The organism is Leucobacter komagatae, assembly GCF_000834055.1.
In the GTDB taxonomy this organism is placed as follows: Bacteria; Actinomycetota; Actinomycetes; order Actinomycetales; family Microbacteriaceae; genus Leucobacter; species Leucobacter komagatae_A.
In genome coordinates this window covers 92,046-113,714 of sequence record NZ_JXSQ01000002.1, presented here as the reverse complement: position 1 = coordinate 113,714, position 21,669 = coordinate 92,046, and the positions used below count along the sequence as shown (strand labels likewise).

17 protein-coding genes are annotated in these 21,669 nt (G+C 65.6%); 13 read left to right on the top strand and 4 right to left on the bottom strand.

What is annotated here, in order from left to right; translation table 11 throughout:
- The first annotated feature begins 49 nt into the window (after nucleotides 1-49).
- The 4 genes from gltB (at nucleotide 50) to SD72_RS02190 (ending at nucleotide 8,528) form a co-directional block, all read left to right on the top strand.
- Nucleotides 50-4,672, top strand: coding sequence for a glutamate synthase large subunit (gene gltB, locus SD72_RS02205; RefSeq protein ID WP_042542801.1), 4,623 nt, complete (start codon nucleotides 50-52; stop codon nucleotides 4,670-4,672).
- Nucleotides 4,665-6,110, top strand: coding sequence for a glutamate synthase subunit beta (locus tag SD72_RS02200; RefSeq protein ID WP_042542800.1), 1,446 nt, complete (start codon nucleotides 4,665-4,667; stop codon nucleotides 6,108-6,110). The genes gltB and SD72_RS02200 overlap by 8 nt, the downstream gene beginning before the upstream one ends.
- Nucleotides 6,111-6,231: 121 nt before the next feature.
- Entirely contained in the window at nucleotides 6,232-6,876 is a 645-nt protein-coding gene (locus tag SD72_RS02195) for an NAD(P)-dependent oxidoreductase (protein ID WP_042542799.1), read from the top strand.
- Between the two features lie 68 nt (nucleotides 6,877-6,944).
- Nucleotides 6,945-8,528, top strand: coding sequence for a DUF7059 domain-containing protein (locus tag SD72_RS02190; protein ID WP_042542798.1), 1,584 nt, complete (start codon nucleotides 6,945-6,947; stop codon nucleotides 8,526-8,528).
- 12 nt (nucleotides 8,529-8,540) lie between these two features.
- On the opposite strand, the gene SD72_RS02185 is transcribed toward SD72_RS02190, so the two are convergent.
- On the bottom strand, nucleotides 8,541-9,293 hold the full coding sequence (locus SD72_RS02185) for a sulfite exporter TauE/SafE family protein (protein WP_042542797.1): 753 nt from the start codon (nucleotides 9,291-9,293) through the stop codon (nucleotides 8,541-8,543).
- A gap of 191 nt (nucleotides 9,294-9,484) precedes the next feature.
- Between SD72_RS02185 and hisD the strand changes: the two genes are divergently transcribed.
- Genes hisD through SD72_RS02170 form a run of 3 tightly spaced genes read left to right on the top strand, consistent with a single transcriptional unit; the run spans nucleotide 9,485 to nucleotide 12,398 of the window.
- Nucleotides 9,485-10,798: a histidinol dehydrogenase gene (gene hisD / locus SD72_RS02180; protein WP_042542796.1), complete on the top strand. Its 1,314-nt coding sequence runs from the start codon at nucleotides 9,485-9,487 to the stop codon at nucleotides 10,796-10,798.
- Nucleotides 10,798-11,301, top strand: a complete 504-nt coding sequence (nrdR, locus tag SD72_RS02175) for a transcriptional regulator NrdR (protein WP_042542795.1) — start codon at nucleotides 10,798-10,800, stop codon at nucleotides 11,299-11,301. The genes hisD and nrdR overlap by 1 nt, the downstream gene beginning before the upstream one ends.
- A gap of 8 nt (nucleotides 11,302-11,309) precedes the next feature.
- Entirely contained in the window at nucleotides 11,310-12,398 is a 1,089-nt protein-coding gene (locus tag SD72_RS02170) for a quinone-dependent dihydroorotate dehydrogenase (RefSeq protein WP_269745557.1), read from the top strand.
- An 80-nt stretch (nucleotides 12,399-12,478) separates the two neighbouring features.
- On the opposite strand, the gene SD72_RS02165 is transcribed toward SD72_RS02170, so the two are convergent.
- Entirely contained in the window at nucleotides 12,479-13,051 is a 573-nt protein-coding gene (locus SD72_RS02165) for a DUF3043 domain-containing protein (RefSeq protein ID WP_042542794.1), read from the bottom strand.
- A gap of 266 nt (nucleotides 13,052-13,317) precedes the next feature.
- Between SD72_RS02165 and SD72_RS02160 the strand changes: the two genes are divergently transcribed.
- From SD72_RS02160 to SD72_RS16730, 6 genes are all read left to right on the top strand, one after another.
- A complete protein-coding gene (locus tag SD72_RS02160) occupies nucleotides 13,318-13,668 on the top strand; it encodes a HesB/IscA family protein (protein ID WP_042542924.1) in 351 nt (116 codons plus the stop codon).
- A 137-nt stretch (nucleotides 13,669-13,805) separates the two neighbouring features.
- Nucleotides 13,806-14,672, top strand: coding sequence for an aa3-type cytochrome oxidase subunit II (gene ctaC, locus SD72_RS02155; RefSeq protein WP_042542793.1), 867 nt, complete (start codon nucleotides 13,806-13,808; stop codon nucleotides 14,670-14,672).
- Between the two features lie 15 nt (nucleotides 14,673-14,687).
- Entirely contained in the window at nucleotides 14,688-16,331 is a 1,644-nt protein-coding gene (ctaD, locus tag SD72_RS02150) for an aa3-type cytochrome oxidase subunit I (RefSeq protein WP_042542792.1), read from the top strand.
- Between the two features lie 18 nt (nucleotides 16,332-16,349).
- The gene (ctaF, locus tag SD72_RS02145; RefSeq protein WP_042542791.1) at nucleotides 16,350-16,772 is read left to right on the top strand and encodes an aa3-type cytochrome oxidase subunit IV; all 423 of its coding nucleotides are present in this window, start codon (nucleotides 16,350-16,352) and stop codon (nucleotides 16,770-16,772) included.
- A gap of 9 nt (nucleotides 16,773-16,781) precedes the next feature.
- Nucleotides 16,782-17,225 (top strand): GNAT family N-acetyltransferase, encoded by a 444-nt coding sequence (locus SD72_RS02140; protein WP_042542790.1) that lies wholly within the window; start codon nucleotides 16,782-16,784, stop codon nucleotides 17,223-17,225.
- 2 nt (nucleotides 17,226-17,227) lie between these two features.
- Nucleotides 17,228-17,749, top strand: a complete 522-nt coding sequence (locus SD72_RS16730) for a helix-turn-helix domain-containing protein (RefSeq protein WP_084766688.1) — start codon at nucleotides 17,228-17,230, stop codon at nucleotides 17,747-17,749.
- A 1,215-nt stretch (nucleotides 17,750-18,964) separates the two neighbouring features.
- Here SD72_RS16730 and qcrB read toward each other — a convergent pair.
- Together qcrB and qcrA are read right to left on the bottom strand one after the other, a co-directional pair.
- On the bottom strand, nucleotides 18,965-20,578 hold the full coding sequence (qcrB, locus tag SD72_RS02130; RefSeq protein ID WP_042542789.1) for a cytochrome bc1 complex cytochrome b subunit: 1,614 nt from the start codon (nucleotides 20,576-20,578) through the stop codon (nucleotides 18,965-18,967).
- The gene (gene qcrA / locus SD72_RS02125; RefSeq protein WP_042542788.1) at nucleotides 20,575-21,663 is read right to left on the bottom strand and encodes a cytochrome bc1 complex Rieske iron-sulfur subunit; all 1,089 of its coding nucleotides are present in this window, start codon (nucleotides 21,661-21,663) and stop codon (nucleotides 20,575-20,577) included. Before qcrA ends, qcrB begins: the two co-directional genes overlap by 4 nt.
- Between the last annotated feature and the right edge of the window lie 6 nt (nucleotides 21,664-21,669).

The window sequence follows — 21,669 nt, the reverse complement described above, 5'->3', positions numbered from 1 at the left end:
CAGCCGTCCCGCCCGGGTCGCCGACGTCCCGCCGAGAGAAAGGACGTCGATGCCGACGCCTATCGACCCCGCACGTGCCGCAGCGAATGCGCTGCCGCCAGCCATCGGCCTGTACGATCCAGCGAACGAGCACGACGCATGCGGGCTCGCATCCGTCGTCTCCCTCCGGAGCGAAGCGAGCCACCGAATCGTCGCCCTCGCGCTCGAGGCGCTCGAGAACCTCGAGCACCGTGGCGCCGTCGGATCAGACGCTGGAACTGGCGACGGCGCCGGGATCCTCAGCGAACTGCCCGATCGACTGATCAGGGAGCAGTGCACCGCAGCGGGCGAAGCACTCCCGCCAGCGGGGGAGTACGCAGCGGGGCTCGTGTTCCTGCCACAGGCATCGACCGAGCGCCGCGCGGCACGCTATCGGATCGCCGCCATCGCGGCGGAGGAGGGCCTCCGTGTGGTCGCCTGGCTGCCCGTGAGCGTCAACGAAGCAGTGCTCGGCGCGAGCGCGCAGGCGGCGGCGCCGCGGATCGAACAGCTCGTGCTCGCCGACGTCGCTGGCGCGGCGAGCGGCCCGGCACAGCTCGAGCGGATGGCGTTTAGGGCGCGCAAACGGATTCAGCATGAGACGGGCACCTACCTGCCATCGCTCTCCGCACGCACGATCGTCTACAAGGGCATGGTCACCACCCTCCAGCTCCCTGCCTTCTACCTGGATCTCAGCGACGAGCGCTTCGAGAGCCGCTTCGCGATCGTGCACTCGCGCTACTCGACGAACACCTTCCCCTCGTGGCACCTCGCGCAGCCCCTCCGCCTCGTCGCGCACAACGGCGAGATCAACACCGTGCGCAGCAACCGAAATTGGATGCGGGCGCGCGAGGCACAACTCAGCTCGGACGCGCTCGGAGATATCCGGCAGCTCCTCCCGATCTGCTCACCGGACGGCAGCGACTCGGCGAGTTTCGACGAGGTGCTTGAGCTGCTCGTCATGAGCGGCAGGTCGCTCCCGCACGCCCTCGCGATGATGGTGCCAGAGGCGTGGGAATCGCACACCGGCCTCGACGCGGAGCTCGTCGACTTCCTCGAGTACCACTCGCTCGTCATGGAGCCGTGGGACGGCCCAGCCGCCATGATCGCGACCGACGGCAACGAACTCGTCGCGCTCCTCGATAGGAACGGCCTGCGCCCCGGACGCTACCTCACCACCACGGACGGCCTGCTCGTCATTGCGAGCGAGACTGGCGTGCTCGACATCGACACTGAACTCGTTGCCACGCGCGGCAGGCTCCGCCCTGGCCGCATGCTCGCCGTGCACCTGGACAGCGGCGAGATTCGTGACGATCGTGAGGTAAAGCGCGACCTTGCTGCGCTCGCGCCGTGGGGTGACTGGCTTGAAGAGGGCAGGATCCGCCTCGCGGACGAGCCGGAGCGCGAGCACCTCGTGCACCCGCCGGCGTCCATCAGTCGGCGGCAGCGCACCTTCGGCTACACCGAGGAGGAGCTGCGGCTGATCCTCACGCCGATGGCGCGCGACGGCGTAGAGCCCCTCGCGGCAATGGGCTCTGACACACCGATTGCGGTGCTCTCCGAACGACCGCGCCACCTGCACGACTACTTCATCCAGCAGTTCGCACAAGTGACGAACCCACCGCTCGACGCGCTCCGAGAAGAGCTCGTGACGAGTCTCCGCGCCGGAATAGGGCCGCAGGCGAACCTCCTCAGCCAGTCGACTGAACACGCACGGCAGGTCATCCTCGACTTCCCGGTCATCGACAACGACGCCCTCGCCCGGATCCAGCACTTCGGCGATGACCCTGAGCGCGAGCGCACCGTCACGATCCGGGGCCTCTACCCCGTTGACTTCGGCGCGAAGGGGCTCGCCGACCGGCTCGAGGCGATGTGCTGGGAGGCGAGCGCAGCGATTAGGGAGGGCGCGGAGTTCCTCATCATCTCCGATCGCGACTCGAACAAGGACCTTGCCCCCGTCCCAACGCTGCTCGCCGTATCGGCAGTGCACCACCACCTCATACGTGAGGGTGAGCGGATGCGGGTCGCGCTCATTGCCGAGGCAGGCGATGTGCGCGAGGTCCACCACGTCGCCGCGCTCATCGGATACGGGGCAGCAGCGGTGAACCCCTACCTCGCAATGGAAACCGTCGGCCTCCTCGTGCGCGACGGCTCGATCACCGGCCTCACCGAAGAGGCGGCGATCGCCAAGCTCATCACCGCGCTCGGCAAGGGCCTTCTGAAGGTCATGAGCAAGATGGGCATCTCAACCGTGTCGTCGTACTGCGGCGCGCAAACCTTTGAGGCGATTGGCCTGTCGCGCGAGCTCGTCGCACGCTACTTCACCGGCACAGCGTCCCGGCTTGGTGGCGTGGGTCTCGACGTGCTCGCGGCCGAGGTCGCCTCCCGGCACCGAGCGGCCTACCCGGACGATTCAGCGCCGCTCGCGCACAAGCAGCTCGAGACGGGCGGCGAGTACCGCTGGCGCCGGGGTGAGGAACCGCACCTGTTCGACCCGGAAACGATCTTCAAGCTTCAGCACGCGACGCGCACCGGCAAGCGCGAGATCTTCGCCGAATACACCGCGAGGGTGAACGAGCAGCAGGAACGCCTCATGACGCTCCGCGGCCTGTTCCGATTCGCACCGCACCGGGAGCCAGTCGACCTGGCCGAGGTGGAGCCGGTGTCGGAGATTGTGCGGCGCTTCGCCACTGGCGCCATGAGCTACGGCTCGATCTCGCCGGAGGCGCACGAGACGCTCGCGATCGCGATGAACCAGCTCGGCGGCCGTTCAAACACCGGCGAGGGCGGTGAGGCGGAGGATCGTCTGCTCGACCCGGAGCGGCGCAGCGCGATCAAGCAGGTCGCCTCAGGCCGCTTCGGCGTGACGAGCATGTACCTCACGCACGCGGACGAGATCCAAATCAAGCTCGCGCAGGGCGCGAAGCCGGGGGAGGGCGGCCAGCTCCCGCCAGGCAAGATGTACCCGTGGATCGCGCGGACACGGCACGCGACCCCTGGCGTCGGCCTCATCTCGCCCCCGCCGCACCACGACATCTACTCGATCGAGGATCTCAAGCAGCTCATCTTCGACCTCAAGCGCGCGAACCCTGCCGCTCGGATCTCGACGAAGCTCGTCGCGCAGAGCGGTATCGGGCCGGTGGCCGCTGGCGTAGCGAAGGCGCTCTCCGACGTGATCCTCGTCTCTGGCCACGACGGCGGAACGGGCGCGAGCCCGATGAACTCGCTCAAGCACGCTGGCTCGCCGTGGGAGCTCGGGCTCGCCGAGGTGCAGCAGACGCTCATGCTCAACGGGCTGCGCGAGCGCGTCGTCGTGCAGGCTGATGGGCAGCTGAAGACCGGCAGGGACGTCGTCATCGCCGCGCTCCTCGGTGCCGAGGAGTTCGGGTTCGCAACCGCCCCGCTCGTCGTGTCCGGCTGCATCATGATGCGCGTCTGTCACCTCGACACCTGCCCCGTAGGCGTCGCGACGCAGAACCCCGAGCTGCGCGAGCGGTTCACGGGCCAGGCGGCGCACATCGTGAACTTCTTCACGTTCATCGCCGAGGAGGTGCGCGAGATCCTCGCGAGCCTCGGCTACCGCTCGCTCGCAGAGGCCGTCGGCGACACTGCGGCGCTCGACGTCGACGAGGCGGTGCGGCACTGGAAGGCGGAGGGCCTCGACCTCTCCGGCGTGCTTCGCGGGCCGGTGTTCGCAGAAACGGAGCCACGACGCCACGGCGTCGACCAGGATCATGAGCTCGGCGAGCACTTCGACGTGCACCTCATCGAGCTCGCCCGCGACGCGCTCGAGGAGCGTGAACCCGTGGTGATCGACCTCCCGATTCGCAACCTCCACCGCGCGGTGGGAACGATGCTCGGGCACGAGGTCACGCGCCGCTTCGGCTCCGCTGGCCTCACCCCCGAAACGGTCGACGTGACGCTGCGAGGCTCTGCTGGCCAATCGCTCGGCGCGTTCTTGCCGCCGGGGATCACGCTCAGGCTCATTGGCGACGCAAACGACTATGTCGGCAAGGGGCTGTCTGGCGGCGAGATCGCGATCCGCGCGCACGACACACAGGCGCCTGCCGTAGGCGGCGCAACGAACGTTCTCGCCGGCAACGTCATCGGGTACGGAGCGACGAGCGGTGCGCTGTGGATCGCGGGTTCTGTCGGGGAGCGCTTCCTGGTGCGCGGCTCCGGGGCGACCGCGGTGGTCGAAGGAGTTGGCGACCACGCGCTCGAGTACTTCACTGGCGGATTCGCGCTCGTGCTCGGGCCGACGGGGCGCAACTTCGGTGCGGGCATGTCCGGCGGCGAAGCCGTCATCCTCGACCTCGATCCCGAGCACGTGAACGCGGCCGAGCTTGCCGCAGGCTCGCTCCTCCTCCAGCCCCTCGGCAGCGGCGAGATCGCTGTGGAGGTCGAGCAGGAGCTCGTCGCGAAGATCCGCTCACTGCTCGTGCGGCACGTCGAGCAGACCGGCTCTGCGGTCGGGGCAGAGCTGCTCGCGGCATTCGCAACAGACGAGGCGGCAACCTACGCCCGCTTCACCAGACTCATTCCGCGCGGTTACTCGCGCGTCCTCGACATTCGCGAACGGGCAGCCACCTCGGGTGTCGACCCGGACGGCGAGGTCGTATGGACGGAAATCTTGGAGGCTACACATGGTTGATACGCACGGATTCCTCAAGCTCCGCGAGCGCGAGCTCGCGCCAAAGCGTCCCGTCGCGCTGCGCCTCATGGACTGGAGCGAGGTCGTCGAGCGCGGCGACGCGGCCGTGACGAAGCGGCAAGCGTCACGCTGCATGGACTGCGGTGTCGCGTTCTGTCACCAGGGGTGCCCGCTCGGCAACCTCATTCCCGAGTGGAACGACCTCACCCACAGGGGGAGGAGCCGCGAAGCGATCGATCGGCTTCACGAGACGAACAACTTTCCCGAGTTCACGGGACGCGCGTGCCCTGCCCCGTGCGAGTCGGCATGTGTGCTCGGCATCAACCAGCCGGCGGTAACGATCAAGCAGATCGAGAATCACATCATCGACGAGGCGTTTGAGCGCGGTTGGGTGACACCGCAACCGCCGGCCCGCCTCACCGGCAAGACGGTCGCCGTCGTCGGCTCCGGGCCCGCCGGACTCGCCGCAGCGCAGCAACTCACCCGGGCAGGGCACACGGTCGCGGTGTACGAGCGCGACGAAGAGCCAGGTGGCCTGCTGCGATTCGGCATCCCCGACTTCAAGCTCGAGAAGGAGCTCGTGATCAGGCGGATCGAGCAGCTCAGGGCGGAAGGCACGCGCTTCCGATGCGGCATCGAGATCGGCCGCGACATGAGCTGGGGCGAGCTCCGCCGGCGCTTCGACGCCGTCATCATCGCCACGGGCGCGACCGTTCCGCGCGAGCTTTCCCTCCCAGGGCGGCAGCTTGCCGGCGTGCTCCCTGCAATGGAGTATCTCGTCGCCGCGAACCGGGTGCAGGCCGGAGCGCTTGACGCCGCGCCGTTCGACGCAGCGGGAAAACACGTTGTGGTCATTGGCGGCGGCGACACCGGTGCCGACTGCGTCGGAACCGCGCACAGGCAGGGCGCACGCTCAGTGACGAGCCTCGCGATCGGCAAGCGGCCAGGAACGCTCCGGCCGACTGGGCAGCCGTGGCCGACGCATCCGACGCTGTTTGAGGTATCAAGCTCCCACGAAGAGGGCGGTGAGCGCAGCTATCTCGCCTCAACGGTCGAATTCGTTGGCGAATCGGCTGTGAGCGCGCTCCGCGTCGCGGAGACAGGCTTCACGCCGACCGGTCGGGCACCGATTCCCGGCACCGAACGGCTCATTGACGCCGACCTCGTGCTCGTAGCGATGGGGTTCACCGGGCCGGAGGACATCACCGACGGCGCGCTCCCCATCACGCGGGACGAGCGCGGCGGCTTCGCCCGCGCAGCCGACTTCTCGACCGACGTTCAGGGGGTGTTTGTCGCTGGCGACGCGGGTCGCGGCCAGTCACTGATCGTGTGGGCCATCGCGGAGGGCCGCGCGGCTGCGGCATCGGTCGATCGATTCCTCACGGGTGACACTGTCCTGCCGAGCCCCGTTGGGGCATACGACCGCGCATTCGCGTAGCGCCGTACCGAACATGCCAGGTGCTTCCGGGCCGGGGGACTAGTCTCGGAAGCACCCCGCTGGCCCGCGCACAAACGCGCTCAGGCAACCGCGGGCGAACTCGGACGGAAGGACTCCACAGATGACCTCGATCGTAATTTTCGGCGGCTCGGGCTACGCAGGCTCGCACATTGCGGAGGCCGCGGCCGTGAATGGGCACGCGGTGACGAGCGTCTCGCGGACAGAGGCAGCGGCGCAGATCGCCGGCGTCACCTACCGCACAGGATCGATCCTCGAAGACGACGTGCGCGAACGGCTCATCGCCGGAGCAGACGTCGTCATCGTCGCGGTCTCCCCGCGCGGTTCCATGGCGGGGCAGGTGCGGCCCGCGATCGCCGCGCTCGCGACACAGGCCGAGCAGGCCGGCGTGCGGCTTGGCGTCATCGGAGGCGCTGGCTCGCTCGAGCAAACCCCCGGCGGGCCACTCCTCGCCGAGTCGGAAGACTTCGCTGAGCAGTTCAGGCCCGAGGCCAGAGAAATGGCTGGCGTCCTCGACGACCTCAGAGCACGCACTGGCACACTCGACTGGTTCTTCGTCAGCCCAGCAGGCGATTTTGGCCCGTGGGTCGCAGGGGAGTACCGCGGCGAATACCGGATCGGCGGCGATGTGCTCCTCACCGACGAGCACGGCGTTTCGGCAATCGGCGGCGCAGACTTCGGGGTCGCCATCGTGGACGAGATCGAGACGCCAACGCACCATCGGGCACGTTTCACCGTCGCATACTGACACCCAGCGCTCCCCGTCCTGCCCTCCCTGTGCGGAGCGGAAGGGCGGGGAGCCGCTACGCTTGGCACGTGAATCCCGTGCTCATTTCCCAGCTCCGTGACGACCTCAACGCCGCCGGCTACTCGCGCGCAGCGCTCACATCAATGTGGGGCAACACCGCAGAGAGCGCCAGGCAACGCGGCGTTTTCCTGCCTGCGCTTCGTGTCCTTGCCCAGCGTGAGCCCGGCGCGCTCGCAACCCTCGCCAGCGTGTTTCTGCTGGGGGAGACTGTGCCAGGCGAAGCACTCGACGCGGCACTGCCCTCGCTCGGCACAGCTGGCGCGGCCGAGCTCGGACTCGTCACACACGGTCAGGCAGGCGAGCTGCGCGCCGCGCTCTCGCTCAACGCCGTCGAGATCGCGACCGGGGAACCTGCTGCGGGCCGCGAGACGCTCCAATGGTGGATCATCTCAGACCTTGACGACGAGCTCCGCGGCGGGCCGGCACGACCCGATCACGTGATGGGTGTCGGTGGTGCAACACGCACGCTCCTCGCTCAGGTGCCGCCGGAGCGCGTCGCCTCAGCCCTTGACCTTGGGACGGGCTGCGGCATCGTCGCACTGTACCTCGCACACCTCGACATCCCAGACATCGTTGCGACTGACATTTCGGCGCGCGCGCTCAGCTTCGCACGCGCGAACGCGCAACTCAATGGGTTCGCCGACCGAATCGACTTCCGCGAGGGGAACCTGTTCGAACCCGTCGCCGGCACCCACTTCAGCCTCATCGTCTCGAACCCGCCGTTCGTGATCACGCCGCGCGGAGACGCTGACGCCGCACGGTACGAGTACCGGGACGGCGGGATGACCGGGGACGACCTCGCAGCGAACGTGATCCGCACAGCACCGCAACACCTCGCCGACGGCGGGTCCCTCGTGTGCCTAGCGAATTGGGAGACCGAGTGGGGAGGGCACGGGCTCGAACGCGTGCGCAGCTGGATCCGCGACGCCGCGAACGCGTGCGGGTCGCCACTCGACGCCTGGGTCATCGAGCGCGACCGGGTCGACACGGCGCAGTACGCAGAGACGTGGGCTCGCGACGGCGGTGCGCGGCCAGGCCAACCAGAGTTCGACGCGCTCCTCGGCGCGTGGCTCGACGACTTCGGCGCGCGCCGAGTGGTGAGTGTTGGGCTCGGCGCGATCCACCTGCGCCGCACGGCTGAAGCTCAACACCCAGAGGCAACACCCGCGGCTGACCGGTCCGTCATCCACGCCGAGCAGGCGACAGGGGCGCTCGCGACCACGGGTCTTGGTGCTTCGCTGCGCCGAGCGTTTGGCGCCGGCGTCACGGCCGCACGACTCAGCGACGACGCCGTGCTCGCCGCGCGCTGGGTACGCGACCCGAACGTCACCGAGGAGCGCAGCTACACGCCCGGTGAGGAATCTCCGAGCGCCATCACCCTCGTCACCGCCCAGCCGATCGGGCGCAGGGTAGTCGCAGACACCCTCCTCGCCGCGGCGGTAGGCGTGTGCGACGGGGAACTCACGCTCCGCCAGATCGCCGACGCGCTCGCGACACTGCTCGAAGTTGATGCGAGCGCAGCAGCTGAAGCGCTCGTCGCCGGGATACGTGAGCTCGCCTGGCTTGGCATGGTCGAGGTTGCGCCAGGGTAGCGCGCTGTCGCCCTAGGCGAGCAGGCCGATAAGGCCACGTGCGAGCGTTGCCGCTGCCCCTGCGCATGCCATGATGATGACAAAGCGGCGCACCGCCGTCGTGGTGACGAAGCGCATGAGGCGCTCGCCGAGCGCAATGCCCCCAACGATCGCGCCGAGCAGCATCGCCCAGAACCACCAATCGGCTGCTGGAAGCCCTGCCGGGTCGAGGATCAGTTTCGCGCCGATCGTCGCGGCTCCAGTGACGACGAAATACGGCTGCAGCGTCGCGGCGAAGGACGCCTGCGGCCAGCGGGTGAGGACAGCGTACGCGCTCACCGCCGGACCCCCAACGCCGGCGAGGGCGTTCGTCAAGCCGGATAGCAGCCCGGCTGCGGCTCGGGGGGCCTTCGCCTCCGTCGTGAAGCGCTCGCTCGTGAATATGACCGAAAGACTGAGCGCGAGCAGCACGATCGTGCCGACCGACACCGCCATAATGTCTGCCGAGAGCCGTTGGGCGAGCCAGGCGCCGACGACGGAACCGACGATTGCGAAGGCGCTGAGCCACCGAAACATTGCCCAGTCAACGGCGCGCCACACGCGAGGCAGGATGAGCAGGCTCGAAACCACCCCGAGGATGTTCACCAGCAGTACGCCGGAGTGTCCGCCGAGCAGCAGCACCATGATCGGCGAGACCAGCAGCGCGAACCCGAGGCCAGCCATCCGCTGCGCCGCCGCGCCAACAACCGTCACGAGGACGACGAGCAGACCAAGTGTAAGCGTCACGCGTGCACCCCGCTGCGGGCAGCAGCGAGAGCGATCCGCCGCTCGATCCGCCCCTCGATCCACCGGCTACGGGGCGAGGCACGATGAGGGGATCTAGCGCGGCACATACGCCCATTCTCGCAGAAACGGCAGGCGCGGCCTCGCCCCACGTGCGCGAGTGGCATCTCCCATCTCGGTAGACTACTCAGGTGATGCGAACCACTGATCTCCGCGGCCGCGAGCTCACCCGTGGCGACCTCCTCTCCCTCGTCCCGCGAGCTGCGCTTGGGGCCGACGTTGCCGTCGAGCGCGTACGGCCGCTCGTCGCGGCCGTCGCGGAGCGCGGGGAGGCAGCGCTGCGCGAGCAAGCGCTCGAGTACGACCGCGTCGAGGGGCACTCGCTCCGCGTCGACGCGGCAGCCGTTGTCGCGTCACTCGCTGACTGTCCCGACGAGGTGCGATCGGCGCTCACAGAGCTCATCGCCCGCCTGCGAAGCGGGTCCGCCGCGCAGGTCCCAGCGCAGAAGACCACCGAGATCGGCCCTGGCGCACGCATCACGCAGCGCTGGCAGCCGGTCTCTCGTGTAGGCCTCTACGCGCCAGGCGGCAAAGCAGCCTATCCCTCTTCAGTGATCATGAACGCGGTCGCCGCACAGGTCGCCGGCGTCCCGAGCCTCGCGCTCGCCTCGCCTGCGCAAGCGGACAACGGCGGACTGCCGCACCAGGCGGTGCTCTGGGCGGCAGCGCTCTGCGGCATCGACGAGGTCTACGCAATTGGCGGAGCGGGCGCCATCGCTGCCTTCGCTCACGGTGTGCCGGAGATCGGGCTCGAACCCGTTGACGTCGTCACCGGCCCAGGCAACGTGTTTGTTGCCGCAGCGAAGCGCGTCGTGAGCGGCATTGTTGGCATCGATTCAGAGGCCGGAACCACGGAGATCCTCGTGATCGCCGACGGTTCAGCAGACCCCAGCTTCGTCGCGGCTGATCTCATCAGCCAGGCCGAACACGACGAAGCAGCAGCATCGGTGCTCGTCACCGACTCAGCAGAGTTCGCCGGTCTCGTGCTCGCCGAAGTCGACGCCCGCGCCGCGGTAACACTTCACGCAGAGCGGGTCCGCACAGCGCTCAGCGGCCAACAGTCCGCTGTGATCCTCGTCGACGATCTCGACACCGCCGTGCGCGTATCGAACGCGTACGGCCCAGAGCACCTCGAAATTCAGACCCGCGACGACGAACGCGTACTCACCGGAATCACCGACGCGGGCGCAATCTTCGTCGGCGGGTACACGCCAGTCAGCCTTGGCGATTACCTTGCCGGGTCGAACCACGTGCTCCCGACAGGTGGCACAGCGCGGTTCGCTTCCGGACTCGGCGCGCACACGTTCCTGCGCCCACAGCAGATTATTCAGTACGACCGAGCGGCTCTCGCCGCAACCGAAGCCCCCTTGCTCGCGCTTGCCGGGGCCGAGGGCCTCCCAGCGCACGGCGAGGCAGTGAGCGCACGCTTCGAACAGGAAGGCTCCTGATGCACTGCCCCTTTTGCCGCCACCCAGACAGTCGCGTGATCGATTCGCGAACCGCAGACGACGGTATGTCCATCCGCAGGCGTCGCCAGTGCCCCGAGTGCGGAAAGCGCTTCACGACCACGGAAACGGCGAGCCTCACGGTCATCAAACGCTCAGGCGTCGTGGAACCGTTCAGCCGCGAGAAGGTCATGGTCGGCGTGCGTAAAGCGTGCCAGGGTCGCCCGGTAACGGAAGCGGATCTCGCCCTGCTCGCGCAACGCGTTGAGGAGTCGTTGCGGCTCACGGGAGTCGCGCAGTTCGACACGAACGATATTGGGGTCGCCATTCTGCCCCACCTGCGTGACCTCGACGAGGTGGCGTACCTGCGCTTCGCGAGCGTCTACCAATCCTTCGACTCACTCGACGACTTCGAGGCGGCAGTGCGCGAACTGCGCGACGCGCGCGCGGCCTCGGGCGGCGCCGCTGCTGGCCGCGCCGAAACCGACACTGCGAACGAGAAGTAGGGACACGCGTGACTCAGACCCCAACTGCTACATCGGCGAGCCCGTCCTCGGCACCGGTCACCCCGTACAAGGTGCTGTTCAGCACCGTGCTGAAGCGCATGGATCCGGAGCGCGCGCATCACCTCGCGTTCACGGTGATCCGTGCCCTTCCACTGCTCGGCGGCCTCGTCCGGGCCGTGTGCAAGCCGCACGAGTCGCTGCGGGTGCACGCCCTCGGCATGGATTTCCCGAGCCCGTTCGGTCTCGCGGCCGGCTTCGATAAGAACGCCGCGGGGATCCTTGGGCTCGGTGAGCTCGGGTTTGGCCACGTTGAGGTCGGAACGGTCACGCGCCACGCCCAAGACGGCAACCCGAAGCCGCGGATGTTCCGGCTTGTTCCCGACCGTGGCCTGATCAACCGGATGGGCTTCAACAACGAGGGATCCGCTGCCGCAGTGCCGCGCATCGAGCGCGCGCGGATGAAGCGTACCCGGCCCGTGATCGGCGCGAATATCGGCAAGAGCCGCGTAACCGACGTCGCGGACGCGACCGGGGACTACGTGTGGAGCGCCGAACGGCTCGCACCGATCTCCGACTACCTTGCCGTGAACGTCAGCTCGCCCAACACACCCGGCCTGCGCGGACTGCAAGAGCTCGAGCTCCTCGAGCCGTTGCTTGCCGCGGTCAAACGCGCAGCTGGGGAGACGCCGCTCCTCGTGAAGATCGCTCCCGACATGGAAGACGAGCAGATCGACGGGATCGTGGCGCTCGCTGTGCGACTCGGGCTCGACGGGATCATCGCAACGAACACAACGATTTCGCGAGAGGGTCTCACGGCGCAAGCCGCTGAGGTTGCCGCGATGGGCGCAGGCGGGCTCTCAGGCGCGCCGCTCGCCGACCGTTCGCTTGCCGTGCTCGAACGGATCAGGCAGACTGCTCCAGCAGATTTCTGTGTGATCGCGGTTGGGGGAGTGACGTCGGCCGCTGACGTGCTTGCGCGACTCGCGGCAGGCGCGACCCTCGTGCAGGGCTTCACCGCGTTCATCTACGAGGGGCCGCTGTGGGCACGCGATATCAACCGCGGGCTGCGGCGGGCGGGATGGCGCCAGCGCAGCTGACGCAGCATCTCACCTCGCGAGACGCAGAAGGGGCCCGGAGTGATCCGGGCCCCTTCTGCGTTGCTGCGTGATGTGGCGTGTTACGCGGGGAACTTCCCACGCTTCACCTGCGGCTTCGGCATGCGCAGCATGCGGAACTGCATGGCGCGCATCGCGCCGTACCACTTGAACCCCGGCTGGACGTTGTTCTCACCGAACTTCTGCCCAAGCTTCTTCTTCAGCGTGAAGGTGAGGAGCACGGCGTCGATAATCGCGAAGAGCAAGAATGCCCACACGAAGAACACGCCGTATACCTGTACCCAGCCGGGGAACATTGCCACGACCAAGAAAATCACCATCACTGGAATGAGCAACTCGCCAGCGCTCCAGCGCGCATCGACGTAGTCGCGCACAAATCGACGCTGCGGGCCGCGGTCGCGCTGCGTGAGGAAGCGCTCGTCACCGGCCATCATGCCGGCGCGTGCGCGATCCCTTGCTTCGCTCTGGGCCTGGCGCTGCTGCTTGCGCAGCTCCTTGTCGTGCGACCCGACGATGGGCTGCGCCTTGGCCGCCTGTGCTTGGCGGCGCGACGGTGTCGGGCGTCCCTTGCCCTCAACCTCAGCTGCCTCATCCTGGGTCGATCCAGCTGTCTCGTCTCGCTTGCCACCGCTCATTATCGCCTGTGGTTTCCTCTCATCAGACACCCGCACGGGTTCGTACTCTTGATACCAAGCGTATCGCCTCTAACCGGCGTAGACTGGAGACGTCAGGCCTGAGAGCAATTATTTGGGCCTCGGACCGAGAAAAAGCCTCGGCCCACGACCGTTTTGGGGTGAAATCCGGGCGGAAGACACGGGCCTGAGTTAGCGAGCAAGCGTTAACGGGCGGCAGTAATTGGGTGGATGCCGGTGGGCAGAAGCCACGAGCAGAGGAGAACGCATTGAGTAACGACACTGCAGTACGCGAGCACGGGGTCGCTCTGAGCTCCGCAGCTCAGGACAAGGTTCGCAGCCTGTTGCACCAGGAGGGCCGTGACGATCTTCGCCTGCGCATCGCGGTACAGCCGGGCGGCTGCTCTGGCCTCATTTACCAGCTCTACTTCGACGAGCGCCAGCTCGAAAACGACGCGATCGTTGACTTCGAAGGCGTTGAGGTTGTTGTCGACCAGATGAGCATCCCGTACCTCTCCGGTGCGACGATTGACTTCGAAGACACCATCCAGAAGCAGGGCTTCACCATAGACAATCCAAATGCGGAGGGTAGCTGCGCCTGCGGCGACAGCTTCGCATAAGCAAGAATGTTCGACCTGTTCCGCGCGACACCCCGTTTGCGTTCGGGGAACGCTCAGCTTCGCGCTAAGCTAACAGGTAGTCATCAGTTTCGCCTGCCTGCGTGGGCAATGACCGGTAAGAATTCGAAAGGTATGCGGTGCGTTCCAATCGTGTAAACAAATGGGTTGCGGCCCCCGTCGCCATTGGCGCGGCTCTTCTGCTCGCTGGCTGTACTCCCGAGCAGCAGCGTGGCTTCCTCCCCGAGGGATCCACTAATGCCACGAACCACACGGAGGGCATCACTGCGCTCTGGGTGAACTCGTGGATTGTGTTGCTGGGTGTTGGTGCAATCACCTGGGGCCTCATCATCTGGGCAACCATCGCGTACCGCCGCCGCAAGGGCCAGACCGGCCTTCCGGTGCAGCTTCGCTACAACATGCCCATTGAGACCTTCTTCACGGTTGTCCCCGTGATCCTCGTGCTTGGCTTCTTCGCGTTCACCGCGCAGGAGCAGGCAAAGATCGAGGCTCGCTACGACAACCCGGAGAACGTCGTAGAGGTCTACGGCAAGCGCTGGGCTTGGGACTTTAACTACATCTCCGACGACGTGTACTTCCAGGGCGTCCAGGTGAAGACCGACGACAAGGGCTCGGCTATCCCCGAGACCATGCCGGTCCTCATGCTGCCCGTGGATAAGACGACGGAGATTCGTCTCGAGACCCGCGATGTCATCCACTCCTTCTGGGTCGTTGAGTACCTGTACAAGAAGGACATGATCCCCGGCCAGACCAACTACATGAGCTTCACGCCGACTGAAACCGGCACGTTCATGGGTAAGTGTGCTGAGTTGTGTGGTCAGGATCACTCCATGATGCTCTTTGAGCTTCAGGTGGTCGAACAAGCCGAGTACGACGCGTACGTCGAGTCGCTCCGCGCCGAGGGTAAGACCGGTCGTGTCGGGGACGAAGTGAATGCAAACATCGAGTCGTTCCACGGCGACGAGGCCAAGGCCCAGAACGACTAGCGAGGGAAGATAGAGATGAAGAAGGGTAATATCATCGTTTCGTGGATGACCTCCACGGATCACAAGGTGATCGGATACATGTATCTGATCAGTTCCTTCGTGTGGTTCCTAGTTGGTGGCCTTATGGCCCTCCTGATCCGCGCGCAGCTGTTCGCTCCAGGCCTTGAGGTCATCGCGACCAAGGAGCAGTACAACCAGCTGTTCACCATGCACGGCACCATCATGCTGCTCATGTTTGCAACCCCGCTGTTCGCAGGGTTCGCAAACGTCATGATGCCGCTGCAGATCGGTGCTCCTGACGTGGCGTTCCCGAGGCTCAACGCATTCGCGTTCTGGCTCTACACGTTCGGCTCCCTCATCGCGGTCGGTGGCTTCCTCACCCCGCAGGGTGCAGCATCGTTCGGCTGGTTTGCATACGCTCCGCTGTCTGACGTGACCTACTCGCCAGGTGTCGGCGGAAACCTCTGGGTTCTTGGCCTCGGCATCGCAGGCTTCGGCACGATCATGGGTGGCGTGAACTTCATCACGACGATCATCACGATGCGCGCACCGGGTATGACGATGTGGCGTATGTCCATCTTCACCTGGAACACGCTCGTGACCTCGCTCCTCGTGATCCTCGTGTTCCCGGTCCTCGCGGCAGCGTTCTTCGCACTTGCAGCGGATCGCATCTTCGGCGCACAGGTCTTTAGCGGTGAAGGCGGAGCAATTCTCTGGCAGCACCTCTTCTGGTTCTTCGGGCACCCAGAGGTCTACATCATCGCGCTGCCGTTCTTCGGCATCGTCTCGGAGATCTTCCCGGTGTTCAGCCGCAAGCCGATCTTCGGTTACAAGACGCTCATCTACGCAACGATCGCGATCGCTGCGCTCTCGATGACCGTCTGGGCTCACCACATGTACGTGACCGGCTCCGTCCTGCTCCCGTTCTTCGCCCTTATGACGATGCTCATCGCGGTTCCGACCGGCGTGAAGATCTTCAACTGGCTTGGAACCATGTGGCGCGGCTCGATCACGTTTGAGACTCCGATGCTTTGGTCGCTTGGCTTCCTCGTGACCTTCGTCTTCGGTGGCCTCACCGGCGTGATCCTGGCATCGCCAGCACTCGACTTCCACCTGTCCGACACCTACTTCGTTGTGGCTCACTTCCACTACGTTGTGTTCGGCACGGTTGTCTTCGCGATGTTCGCTGGCTTCTACTTCTGGTGGCCAAAGTGGACCGGCAAGATGCTCAACGAGCGTCTCGGTAAGATCCACTTCTGGGTGCTCTTCGTTGGCTTCCACACCACCTTCCTCGTGCAGCACTGGCTCGGCGTCATGGCTATGCCACGTCGTTACTACACCTACCTGCCAGAGGACGGCATCACGTGGGGTAACCAGCTGTCAACCGTTGGTGCTGTCATCCTCGGCGCTTCGATGATCCCGTTCCTCCTGAACGTGTACATCACCGCACGCCGCGCACCGAAGGTTACCGTCGACGATCCGTGGGGCTACGGCCGTTCGCTCGAGTGGGCAACTTCTTGCCCGCCGCCGCGCCACAACTTCACGTCGATTCCGCGCATCCGCACCGAGTCGCCTGCCTTCGATCTCAATCACCCTGAGGTGAGTGGTATCGAGCAGCCGAAGCCGGCCTCTGTTCCCGATTTCGCCGAGCAGAAGTAACCAGGGGAGTATTCACTAATGAAGTCAAACATTGTGATCTTCTGGATCCTCACGGTGTACTTCGTCGTTCTCGGCGCGGTCTACACCGGGTGGAACTGGATTACGCACGAACGTATCGAGTGGGCTGGCTCCACTGCGATCTTCGGCGGCGCGTTCCTTGGCGGGTTCGTCGCTGTCTACCTCATGCTCGTTCAGCGCAAGCAGGGTGGACTCCTCATCGAGGACCGCGACGATTCGGACATCGACGACGGAGACCCCGAGATCGGTGAATTCAGCCCCTGGAGCTGGTGGCCGTTCATGCTCGCGCTTGCCGCGTCGCTGTTCGTGCTCGGCCTGTGCCTCGGGTTCAACTTCTGGATTTCGTTCCTGTCGATCCCGCTCTGCATCGTTGCCATCATCGGCTGGGTGTACGAGTACTACCGCGGACACTTCGCAAGGTAACTCGACATCGTGGCAATCACTATCCGCCGCGGCCAGGCCGAGGACGCTTCTGCGCTCCTCGGCCTGGCCCGTCAGTTCACCACCGGACGCGAGCCCATCGGCCGTGACGACTTCCAGGTCGCTTACGACAATGTGCTCCGCCGCCGCGACCAAGAGACCAACGTGCTCTTCGTCGCCGAGGAAGACGGCGTCATCGCCGGCTACTCGCTCATGACCGTTTCGCGGCTGTTGCACGCGCCGGGCCTCACCGCACACCTGCAGGAGATCGTCGTCGACGAGAAGTCCCGCGGAGTTGGCGTAGGGGACAGGCTTATCGCCGCCAACGAGCACTACTGCATGGGTCGAGGGGTACGTCAGCTGTCAGCTTCGACGGCCCGCATCGGCTCGTTTTACAATCACCGCGGCTTCGAAGCTGTCGGTGAGCACTACCGCAAGCTCCTCGAGCTGGAGTAGCGGTGAGCAGCGCACCTAGTAGCGCTGCACCCGGGGCCCGTCGCCCGCGACGGCGTCCCGGGGAGAATCGTGCTGGCCTCATCGCCGCCGGCACGGTCGAATTCGGTTTGCACGGTTACGCCGGCGCGCAGACATCCGCTATTGCGGAGCGCGCCGGCGTTTCGCAACCCAACGTCTACGCGAACTTCGCTTCCAAGCGCGAGCTCTTCATCGCCTGCGTGCGTGAACTCCTTGGCGTCGCAGGAGGCGCCCCGCACGCTGTGAGCAGTGCGACCATTGCCGAGACAGTCTTCTCAACGGTGCGCAGCACCAAGACGACGCTCGCACCAGCTTCGGCAGCACCCCTCACCGACGAGCACCTGCTGCTGCTCTATCAGGCAATCGCTGCCGCCCAAGAGCCAGGCCTCGCAGACGAGCTCCCCGGGCTGCTTGCCGAGATCCATGCGACACTCGGACGCAACGCCCTCGCTGAGGTGCTCCTCGAGGCGGCAACGCTGCTGGTAAGCCAGGAATCTAGCGAATAGGCCGCGGCCTTCCCGGCGGACGGCGCTCAGTTGTCTGAAGCCTCTCGCCCGCGCCCGGTGACCCCTCGCCCGCGCCCGGACGCCTCTGGTCTCACCGCGGTGGCGCTGCGCGCTGCGAGCTGCCTCCGCCACAGTGCGGCCAGATGGGCACCTAACGTCGATGCAGTGCCCGCGCGGCGATATCTCTGCGATCTGCAGAAGATAGGCCCTGAACGGGCCTCTGCGCGATACGATCTGCAGATTTCCTCGATAACGCGACAGGGGAGCGCCCGTGGGGAGCCCAGGGAGCGCCCGAGGCGCCGGAGGGGGCGCCCAACGGGCGCCCGCTGCTCACAGCGAGGCACATCTCAGCTCGCAGCGAGGCTCATCTCTGCTCGCGGTGAGGCACATCTCTGCTCGCGGTGAGGCACATCTCTGCTCGCGGTGAGGCACATCTCTGCTCACAGCGAGGTTCATCTGGGGAATGCCTCGCGCAGCCTCAGGACCTGCCTAGGGCCGGCGACATAGCCTCCAGCCGGCGATATCTCTGCGATCTGCAGAAGATAGGACCCGAGCAAGCGTCTGCGCGATGGGTTCTGCAGATTTCCTCAATAACGCGGCAGGGGAGCGCCCGGTGGGGTGCGTCCTGTTCATCCATCGAGCTGGGGCGGGGGAGGCAGGAAGCCCCAGGCTTGCGTTCGGGGGCTGCCGCATCGTCTCGGGTAAGCACTGCCCGGAGCAAGCACTGCCCGAAGCAAGCAGTTCCAGAGCAAGCCGTTCCAGGGCAAGCAGTGCCCGAGCAAGCAGTGCCCGAGCAAGCAGTGCCAGGAGTACGACGTGGGGATCCCTGAGACGTCCGAGGCGCCCTCACTGCCGCGGAACGCGGTTGGCCGAGGTGAGAACCCCACACCGACACACTCTGGCTTCTGCCGGCTGGCAGCCCGCGGGAACCACACATGCCAAGGAAACGTGCAGTCAGCAGCCCCATACCCACCCGACTAATCCTGAGTACCCGAGTACTCCGAAGGCCACCCTTCTCTAGACTCGCGGGTTTCGAGCGCATCGGTCGCGTCGACTATCTGGCGCGACGCGGGCGAATCGCGCTGACAGAGAGAACCCAGCGCTCGGAGGAGCGGCAGCGACCTCACCTGGAGGAGGAGTAGAGGGTCTAGCAACGAAAGAACCCCCTGCCAAGCATGTGCTTGGCAGGGGGTTCAGTCTCAGCGGGAGAGGGGCTTAGTGGCCCTCCTCCTTGCCGTGCTCGATCTCAGCCTGGGTCGGAGGAACGATGCGATCCTCGAAGAACCAGCGGGTGAATCCTGCACGGAGACGCTTCCCGAAGGGAATGCGGCCGTCGTCGTTCGGACGGAGCATGACAGGTGCGTAGTCGTGGTAGCTGACAAGCTCCCAGCGCTCGTAGTCGCTGACTGGCTTGTGCACCTCGACGTACTCGCCGCCCGGAAGGCGAACGATGCGACCTGACTCGTAGCCGTGCAGCGCGATCGACCGGTCCTTCTTCTGCAGGGCAAGGCAAATGCGCTTGGCCAGGAAGTAGGCGATGATCGGGCCAAGGATGAGCAGTGCCTGCAGCGTGTGGATAACGCCTTCGATCGACAGCTGGAAGTGCGTCGCCATGAGGTCGGAGCTTGCTGCTGCCCACATGACCGCGTAGAACGTGACACCGGCTGCACCGATAGCGGTACGGGTCGGCGCGTTGCGCGGGCGGTCAAGGATGTGGTGCTCGCGCTTGTCGCCCGTAACCCACGCCTCAATGAAGGGGTAGATCGCGACGAGAACGATGAAGCCACCCATGATGATCACGGGAACAAGCATGTTCCACGACCAGGTGTAGCCGAACCACTCAGTCTCCCACCCCGGCGGAATCAGTCGGAGCATGCCATCGGCAAAGCCGATGTACCAGTCAGGCTGAGTACCAGCGGAAACAGGGGAGGGGTCGTAAGGCCCGTACATCCAGACCGCGTTAATTCCGAAGAATGTCGCGATGAGCACGATGACACCGAAGACGATGAAGAAGAAGCCGCCAGCCTTCGCCGCGTAAGCGGGAAGTACCGGGTAGCCAACAACGTTCTGCTGGGTCTTGCCGGGGCCAGGGTACTGCGTGTGCTTGTGGATGACCACGAACGCGAGGTGCAGTGCGACAAACAGGATCACGAGTGCCGGAAGCACCATGATGTGGAGCATGTACAGGCGGCCGACAATGTCAACGCCGGGGAACTCGCCACCGAAGAAGAGGAACGAGAGCCAGGTGCCAACGACCGGGAAGGACTTGAGCAGGCCGTCGATGATGCGGAGGCCGTTGCCCGAGAGCACGTCGTCGGGGAGCGAGTAGCCGGTGAAGCCCTCTGCCATCGCGAGGATGAAGAGCACGAATCCGATAACCCAGTTGAGCTCACGCGGCTTGCGGAACGCACCGGTGAAGAAGATGCGGAGCATGTGCAGGCCGATGGAGGCAACGAACAGCAGCGCCGCCCAGTGGTGCACCTGACGCATCAGGAGACCGCCGCGAACGGAGAACGAGAGGTCGACAGTCGACGCCATGGCGCCGGACATCTCGATGCCCTTCATCGGAACGTACGGGCCGTCGTAGACGACCTCGATCATCGTTGCCTGGAAGAACAGCGTCAGGAACGTGCCCGAGAGCAGGATCACGACAAAGCTGTACAGCGCGACCTCGCCGAGGAGGAACGACCAGTGGTCGGGGAAGACCTTGCGCCCGAATTCCTTGACGGCAACGCCAACCTTCGTGCGCTCGTCAATGTAGTTCGCCGCCTTAGCGGTGAAGGTGCTTGAACCGCTCTGCTGAGTCGGCTTTTCAGTTACGGTGCTCACTTGAGGCGCTCCCAGTAGCTCGGACCAACAGGTTCAGTGAAGTCGCTGCGCGCGATGAGGTAGCCATCAGCGTCAACCGTGATCGGAAGCTGGGGCAGCGGGCGCTTTGCCGGGCCGAAGATGACCTTAGCCTCGTCAGCAACGTCAAACTGCGACTGGTGGCACGGGCAGAGCAGGTGGTGCGTGTGCTGCTCATTCAGAGCAACGGGGCAACCGACGTGCGTGCAGACCTTGGAGTACGCAACGATGCCGTTGTACGACCAGTCCTTGCGCTCCGGGCGCTCCTTGAGATCCTTCTCATCGAGACGGATGAGCAAAACAATTGCCTTCGCCTTCTCGTTGAGCACGTCCTTAGCCGTGGCCAGGTTCTCAGGCACGACGTGGAACACGGATCCGATAGTGACGTCAGCGGCGCGGATAGCTTCGCCGATCTGGTGACCACCGTTGTCGCGTGCCAGGCGGATGCCCTTCTCCCACATCGTGTGGCGAAGCACCTCTACAGGATCAATGTCCTGGGGAGCGAGGCTGCGCAGCAGCGTGATGCCGGGAAGCGGGAAGGCGATGAGTGCGCCGAGGAGGCTGTTCCGCACGAGGCTGCGGCGCGAGAAGCCCGACTCCTCGTCAGCAACCTTGAATACCTCTGCAGCCGCCTCGCGGGTCGGCTCGTCGCTTGGCGCTGGGTGGCGCATGTCGATCGCTTCGACGTCCGACATGATCGCCTTGCCCCAGTGGACCGCACCGATGCCGAGGGCAAGCAGTGCGAGGGCCATGCCCGACCCGACGAAGATGGTGTGGAGGCGGATAGCCGCTTCCTCGCCAGTCTCGATCGGGAAGAACATGTAGGCAAGCACCGAGCCGAGGCTGCCAACGATTGAGAGATAGAAGAGGGAGTAGACGACGCGTTCCGCGCTCTTTTCCTTCTTCGGATCCAGCTCCGTCACACGCTTGCGGTGCGGGGGAAGGCCCGGGTTCTGCACGGCGTCACTCGAGATGACCGCGGCGCCTGCCGAGGACAAATCAGCGCCGTGGCTCTGGGCGGCAACAACGGCGTTGTCGCCGCCGCTGCTCTTCGCTTCCTCTGCCATTTTGCT

Bases quoted from the DNA above. Each gene is read 5' to 3' on its own strand.
- qcrA (WP_042542788.1), bottom strand. From the start codon at position 21,663: ATGGCAGAGGAAGCGAAGAGCAGCGGCGGCGACAACGCCGTTGTTGCC.
- ctaD (WP_042542792.1), top strand. From the start codon at position 14,688: ATGAAGAAGGGTAATATCATCGTTTCGTGGATGACCTCCACGGATCAC.
- SD72_RS02195 (WP_042542799.1), top strand. From the start codon at position 6,232: ATGACCTCGATCGTAATTTTCGGCGGCTCGGGCTACGCAGGCTCGCAC.
- SD72_RS02200 (WP_042542800.1), top strand. From the start codon at position 4,665: ATGGTTGATACGCACGGATTCCTCAAGCTCCGCGAGCGCGAGCTCGCG.
- SD72_RS02165 (WP_042542794.1), bottom strand. From the start codon at position 13,051: ATGAGCGGTGGCAAGCGAGACGAGACAGCTGGATCGACCCAGGATGAG.
- gltB (WP_042542801.1), top strand. From the start codon at position 50: ATGCCGACGCCTATCGACCCCGCACGTGCCGCAGCGAATGCGCTGCCG.
- ctaF (WP_042542791.1), top strand. From the start codon at position 16,350: ATGAAGTCAAACATTGTGATCTTCTGGATCCTCACGGTGTACTTCGTC.
- nrdR (WP_042542795.1), top strand. From the start codon at position 10,798: ATGCACTGCCCCTTTTGCCGCCACCCAGACAGTCGCGTGATCGATTCG.
- hisD (WP_042542796.1), top strand. From the start codon at position 9,485: ATGCGAACCACTGATCTCCGCGGCCGCGAGCTCACCCGTGGCGACCTC.